The organism is Caulobacter sp. AP07 (assembly GCF_000281955.1).
Classification (GTDB): Bacteria; Pseudomonadota; Alphaproteobacteria; order Caulobacterales; family Caulobacteraceae; genus Caulobacter.
Genome location: NZ_AKKF01000101.1, coordinates 1 through 2,779 on the forward strand (window position 1 = coordinate 1; position 2,779 = coordinate 2,779).

Genomic DNA, 2,779 nt, shown 5'->3' on the forward strand with positions numbered 1-2,779 from the left:
CCAGCGCGTCGCCGTCCTCCAGTCGTTAGTCGATCCCTATGAAAAGCTTTCTTCCGCGGGCTGGCCGCGGGCTGGCCGGTCTGGCCCTGTCTGCATGCTTGGCGGTCGTGGGGGCGGGCTTTGCCGTCACCCCCGCCCTGGCCCAGGACCCGATCCCGCCGCCGCGGCATTCGGCGGTCGACGCCACGGTTTCCAACGGTCATGGCGGCACGGCGTCCTCGGCGATCAGCGTGTTCGTCGAAACCGAAGATTACGACGGCCTGGCCCGCAAGGCCGACGGCGATAAGAAATGGGTGGGGCGAGCGTGAAGATTTCCATGGTCTCGCGGCGCGTTTGCGCGCGTCTCGCCGCCTGCGTCGCCGCTCTGTGCGGCGCCTCGGTCGTCTTCCTTCAGCCGGCCTTGGCGCAGGAGACCTCGCCCCCGGTGGCGGAGGCTCCGCCGGTTAAGGCTTCGGTCACGAAGACGACCGACGAAGCCACCCAGGCCGCCGAAACCCAGGCCGCCGAAACCCAGGCCGCCGAAACCCAGGCGACCGGGGCCAAGATCGCTCCACCCGTCGCCAATCTCGCGCCCGAACCTGATCCGACCGATGGCGTGGGCCATCCGGCGGAGCTTAGGCCGCCGGTGTATTCGGCGACTGACGCCAATGGCGTGAACCTGATCACCGGCTCGTACTCGCAAGGCGAGCTGATCAACAGCATCGGCGGCCGCGGCGGTCGCGGGCTTGAGGCGAGCAACTCGTACTTTTCGGGTACGGGCCGCGGGTCGATGAACTCCTACTTCCAGCTCTCCGACGACAGCCGCTTCGTCTACACCAATCTGGTGCTGCAGGGCGAAAGCATGACCTTTCGCGGCAACCCGACCAGCGGTTGCTGTGTGCATGTGGGCGACTCCGTCGGAAGCTGGTCTTACCCGGGCTCGGTGATTACCTACACCGCGCCCGACGGCCGGGTGGCGACGTTCGAGAACCGCACCTGGAGCAGCAACAATCCCACGCCGATCGGGCTGATCACCAGCTTGAAGTATCCGACCGGCGAGGTTCTGACCTTCACGCGGGACGGCAGCCAGAACACCAAGATCGAAAGCAGCCTGGGATACGCCTTGGTCGGTCCGGGTGGCGGCGCCTTCTCGGCGCTCTCCCCGGTGGCGGCCAATCTCAGGAACGGCGGCTGCGACACCACGCAGTGCTCCGGGCCGACCTATGCCAACGAGATGGATCGCGGGCGTACGCTTACGGCGTCGGGTAGCGCTCCGATCGGCGGACCGTTCACGCTGACTTTCCGCAACGCGACCGGCGACAAGCCGCGGACCTACAGCCTCAACATTACCACCGACGACCAGGTCGAGCGGGTGACCTCGTTCACGGACGGGGTCTCGACCTGGACCTACAGCTACGTCTACGTGGTCGATACTTGGAGCTCGGTCGGCACGCAGTACTTGCCGACCGACGGCATCCTGACGACCACGGCCACCGGTCCGCAGAACTATAAGCGGGTGGTCAAGTCGCGCACCGGAAACGGCCACGTTCTCAGCGACACCGACAGCGAAGGCCACACGACGACCTATCAATATGTCGGCGACGAGCAGGGCCTGCTGGGCAAGGGCAAGCTTGTCCAGGTCACCATGCCGGAAGGCAACCGCACCTATTTCAAAATGGACGGCTATCGGAACGTCACGGCGATGTGGCGCATCCCGAAGGGCGCGGAGGCCGGCGTCGTCGATCCTGACTTGAAGTCGATCCCCGGGGCGACCGTCGTGCGCGCCGGCTACAGCTGCCGGCCGACCCCGGCGGGCGGGCAGAACTGCACCTCGCCCGACTGGATGCGCGACGCGCGCGGCAACCAGACCGACTACGCCTACGACGCTGATACCGGCGAACTCCTCAGCGCGACTCAACCCGCCGGCCCGAACGGCGTGCGCCCGCAAGTCCGCTACGCCTATGGCGCGTTCACGGCGCGCTATCTGAAGAACGGCGTCATGACGGCCGCTTCGCCGGTCCGCCGTCTGGTGCGCAGCTCGACCTGCGCGATCGGCGCGGCGCCGGCCTGCCTGGGCACGGCCGATGAAACCGTGACCGAATACGGCTACGAGGACAGCAATGCGCCCAACAATGTGCGGCTGACCTCGGTCACCACCCGCGCCGGCGACAACTCGCTGTCGGCCACCACGACCTACGCCTACAACGACCGCGGCGACGTCATCAGCGTGGATGGTCCGCTGCCGGGCTCGAACGACCTCGTCCAGGCCTATTATGACGCCTCGCGTTGGCAGGTCGGCGAGGTGGGCGTGGATCCCGACGGGACCGGGTATCTGCGCCATCGCGCCCGCAAGTCCGTCTATCGCGCCGACGGCCAGGTGTCGGCCAGCTATGTCGGCGTGGTGGCCGACCGTTCGGAGGCCACGTTCAACGACAGCTTCCAGGTGCTGTCCTCCTCGACCATCGGCTACGACGGCCAGGCGCGCGCGGTGCTACAGACCGCCTATGGGACCGGCGGCCAGGCCGTCGCCCAAAGCCAGACCGCTTTCGACGACCTCGGCCGCCCGATCTGCTCGACCGTGCGGATGAACCCGGCCTATTTCGGCGAGCCGCCGGCCTCGGCCTGCAATCCGGGTCCCCCGGGGGGCGATAACCCCGACCGCATTACCTTCACGACCTACGACAGGGACGGTCGGCCGCTGACGGTCACCTCCGGTTACAAGTCCGGCGCGCCGCGCGTCGAAAAGACCATCACCTACACCGACAACGGCCTGGAGGCGACCGTCGCCGACGGCAAGCCG

Annotated in this window: 1 protein-coding gene and 1 pseudogene; both read left to right on the forward strand. The window is 67.4% G+C overall.

Translation table 11 applies throughout. From position 1 onward, the window contains the following. Positions 1-38 precede the first annotated feature (38 nt). Positions 39-308 carry a hypothetical protein gene (locus PMI01_RS06240; protein ID WP_007665543.1) on the forward strand — a complete coding sequence of 90 codons (270 nt, stop codon included), beginning with the start codon at positions 39-41 and terminating at the stop codon, positions 306-308. Further along, a pseudogene (locus PMI01_RS06245) lies at positions 305-2,779 on the forward strand (hypothetical protein); the annotation flags it as partial. The gene PMI01_RS06240 and the pseudogene PMI01_RS06245, both read left to right, overlap by 4 nt.

Bases quoted from the DNA above. Each gene is read 5' to 3' on its own strand.
- PMI01_RS06240 (WP_007665543.1), top strand. From the start codon at position 39: ATGAAAAGCTTTCTTCCGCGGGCTGGCCGCGGGCTGGCCGGTCTGGCC.